Below are 3243 nucleotides of genomic sequence, written 5' to 3'. Positions count from 1 at the left end.
GGGAGCACAAACGTCACTGGGAGAGCCATCATCATGAATCAGCAGCAGTTCGACAAGATGAAGAACGCACCGGGCTTTATCGCAGCACTTGATCAGAGTGGTGGCAGCACCCCCAAAGCGCTCAAGCTCTACGGAATTGCCGAGACCGAGTACGCGAATGACGAGCAGATGTTCGACCTCGTCCACCAGATGCGGACCCGCATCATGACCAGCCCGAGTTTTACCGGCGAACGGATCCTCGGCGCGATTCTGTTCGAGATGACGATGGATCGTGATGTCGAGGGCAAAGGCACCGCCGAATACCTCTGGGACGTCAAGAACGTGGTCCCTTTCCTCAAGGTGGACAAGGGTCTTGCGGACGAGGCCGACGGCGCTCAGGTGATGAAGCCGATGCCAGACCTCGACCAGGTACTCACCCGAGCGATCGACAAGGGCGTCTTCGGCACCAAAATGCGTTCGGTGATCAAGAGCGGCAACCCGGCCGGAGTCCAGGCCGTCGTCGACCAGCAGTTCGAGGTGGCCCGGACGATCCTGGGTAGGGACCTCGTGCCGATCATCGAACCAGAGATCGACATCCACGCTCCCGACAAAGCCACCGCGGAGGAACTGCTGAAGACTGCGCTGTTAGGGCAGCTCAACGCCCTGGATTCCAATCAGCACGTGATGCTGAAACTGACGCCGCCAGAGGTCGACGACTTCTACGCCGACCTTGTGGCGCATCCCAATGTGCTCCGGGTGGTGGCGCTCTCAGGTGGCTACAGCCGCGAGGAGGCCGACGCACGCCTTGCACGCCAACATGGCGTGGTCGCAAGCTTCTCCCGCGCACTTACTGAGGGCCTCACCGTCGACATGAGCGAACCGGTCTTTGACGATGCCCTCGATGCGTCAATCGAAAGCATCTTCCAGGCGTCCACTACATAACCGACGATCACCCTTCTGGCTGGCTACGCTGACGACCATCACCAGTCGCCAGCTCGGTCTGATCACCAGATCGAGCTAACTCTCAGAGGGGACCCAATGTCCTTAACGTCCATCCTGCGCAAGTCCGCGCTACTGGTCTCGGGAGTCGGCATTGCCGCGCTCACCGTGGCAGGGTGCTCGTCGAGTTCGGATACCACTCCGACCGAGAGCCCAACAGCGACAGCGACCACAGCACCGATCACTGCCGAGTGCACCACCGACTCGATCCTCGCCGCGCTTCCCGACGGCTCGACCATGGTCAAGTTCGACTGCGCCGACGTCGGTGGCACCCAGTGGGCGGCGGTAAAGGTCGACCCCGGACCGACGGTGTTCTTCCTCCAGGAGAAGAACTCCACTTGGGACGTCTCCATGTCCGACGAGGTCTGCGGTACGGCAAGTGCCGGCCTCCCGGAGAAGTTGCTGAAGTACTGCAGCAGCAACAACCCATCCCCGACCGCAACCGCCTCGCCGGCTGGCGCAACCTGCACCTCAGGATCGCTCTTGGCGGCACTGCCAAGCGGAGCGAAAATGATCAAGTTCAACTGCGCCAACGTCGGTGGGACGCAATGGGCAGCGGTGAAGGTCAACCCCGGCAACACCGTGTTCTTCCTTCAGAAGAAGGGCTCAAAGTGGAACGCGCAGGAGGCTGACTCGGTCTGCGGAACAGCGAGTGCAGGACTGCCACAGGTTCTGCTGAACTACTGCAGCTAGACCCCGCCGGTACCAAATCGATCACTTGGTGGGTGGTCGCCGTTACCGCAGCCACCCACCAAGTCACTGACAACCCGCAAGGAGCGACCATGAGCCACGGCCCTGAACACGACACTGATGGCGAGAGCCAGGACGAGCGCCGACACGAAGAGGACAGCAAGCACCACCCGCACGGAAACGAAGCCGAGGAAGACGAAGGCGAGTAGCTACCGCGCCCCCGGGGCGCTGTTAGCGCAAGGCAAGGTTCGCGGTGCGGGCGATACGGCCAATGGTGTGAACCCCGTACGTCATGTTCGGGTTCTTGTCGGACAACACGGCCAAGGCATACGTGTGGTTGGGGTTCGTCACGTAGGCCACGGAGTTGATTCGCCACCCTCGCCACCGACGTGGACCCCAGCCGTTCTTGTTCTCGACAACCGCGTCTCTGCCTACTCCCGCAGGGGCTCCCCAGCGTTGACTGGCCACGACGGTTCGCAGTAACCGCGTCTCGAATCGGCGGGATTGGCGGTTCAGGACGCTGGTGGACGAATGCAGCACGAACATCAGCCGGACTTGATCTGCCGCCGTGATCTGAGTGTTTCCCCAGTACTGCCTAACCAGCGGGTGAGTCTGGCGCATCTTGGCGGCACGCAGGAACTTCCGTACCCCTGGATTGCGACCCACCGCATCCCACAGGTGAGCGGCTGAGGCGTTGTCAGAGATGCGGATCGCGTTGCGGCACCATGTTCGTTCTCTCCGGCTCAGGGCGCGATGCTGGCGTTGGCGCGTCCACAGCAGGGTCGCCACGAGGGTGGCCTTGACGGTGCTCGCGGACTCGGTGTGCCAATTCCCGCGGTAGTTGCACGCGACCCCGGTCGTCCGGTCGGTCAGTGAGAATCCGACCGAACTGAATCGCTTCACTCGCACGGCCGCAGTGAGTCGACGATTGATCATCGCCGCCAGCTTCTTGCTCTCGGCGCTGCCGGGAGCCCAACACAGGCCGATCTGCAGGGAGCGGGTCATCGGGCTCGCGCTCGCCGGGTCCGCAACGGCTGACGGCACGGTCATCAGCGCGGCCACCGACGTGGTGGCAAGCAGAAAGCCGGTTGTCCTGAGCACTCTTCTGCCAGCCACGATGGCCTCCTCATCCGCGCGCAAGCGTACGCACAGCAGAGCAAGGTTGCTTGGGAGCTGAGCGATCGCGTGGAAGGAACGGGCGGGAGGACGCCGCTCACAAACTCGAAAGGTTCCGGCGGCGGCGTACTTCGAAATAGCCCGCCGTGCCGAGTAGGAGTGTCAGTATTCCGACCCCGACGATGGTGGAAACAGGCGATCCACCGCCAGGGTTCGCGGTGGCAACGTCCGCCCCATTGCTGCCCGAATAGCCACCGGCAACTCGCTGGTTTGGCGACTGCCTCGGTTGCGGCGCGGACGAACTCGGAGCCGGGCGAGTGGGGGGAAGCGGGGCGTTCGCGGAGTCGGAGCCATCGTCGGTGGGGACAAACGCCTGCTGGTTCGGGTGTCTGCCTGGCTTCTTGGTCGGCTTCGGCGCGGCGCCAGCGCTTCCGGGTCGACGGGTTGGCTTGACGGTTG

General features: G+C 63.0%; 4 protein-coding genes. 2 read left to right on the top strand and 2 right to left on the bottom strand.

The genetic code is table 11. The features are described 5' to 3' along the window. Nucleotides 1-33 precede the first annotated feature (33 nt). Together KAZ48_11555 and KAZ48_11550 are read left to right on the top strand one after the other, a co-directional pair. On the top strand, nt 34-921 hold the full coding sequence (locus tag KAZ48_11555; GenBank protein ID MBP7973426.1) for a fructose bisphosphate aldolase: 888 nt from the start codon (nt 34-36) through the stop codon (nt 919-921). Between the two features lie 96 nt (nt 922-1017). Further along, nucleotides 1018-1671 (top strand): hypothetical protein, encoded by a 654-nt coding sequence (locus tag KAZ48_11550; protein ID MBP7973425.1) that lies wholly within the window; start codon nt 1018-1020, stop codon nt 1669-1671. 228 nt (nt 1672-1899) lie between these two features. On the opposite strand, the gene KAZ48_11545 is transcribed toward KAZ48_11550, so the two are convergent. Beyond that, nucleotides 1900-2784, bottom strand: coding sequence for a serine hydrolase (locus KAZ48_11545; protein ID MBP7973424.1), 885 nt, complete (start codon nt 2782-2784; stop codon nt 1900-1902). 97 nt (nt 2785-2881) lie between these two features. Continuing rightward, nucleotides 2882-3243, bottom strand: a 362-nt coding sequence (locus tag KAZ48_11540) for a hypothetical protein (protein ID MBP7973423.1), incomplete at its 5' end; no start/stop codon positions are given.

It is taken from the genome of Candidatus Nanopelagicales bacterium, assembly GCA_018003655.1.
GTDB lineage: Bacteria > Actinomycetota > Actinomycetes > S36-B12 > UBA10799 > JAGNDY01.
This window is presented reverse-complemented; position numbering and strand designations above follow the sequence as displayed.

What these genes read in the sequence shown, in the direction of transcription:
- KAZ48_11555 (MBP7973426.1), top strand. Translation starts at nt 34, where the DNA reads ATGAATCAGCAGCAGTTCGACAAGATGAAGAACGCACCGGGCTTTATC.
- KAZ48_11550 (MBP7973425.1), top strand. Translation starts at nt 1,018, where the DNA reads ATGTCCTTAACGTCCATCCTGCGCAAGTCCGCGCTACTGGTCTCGGGA.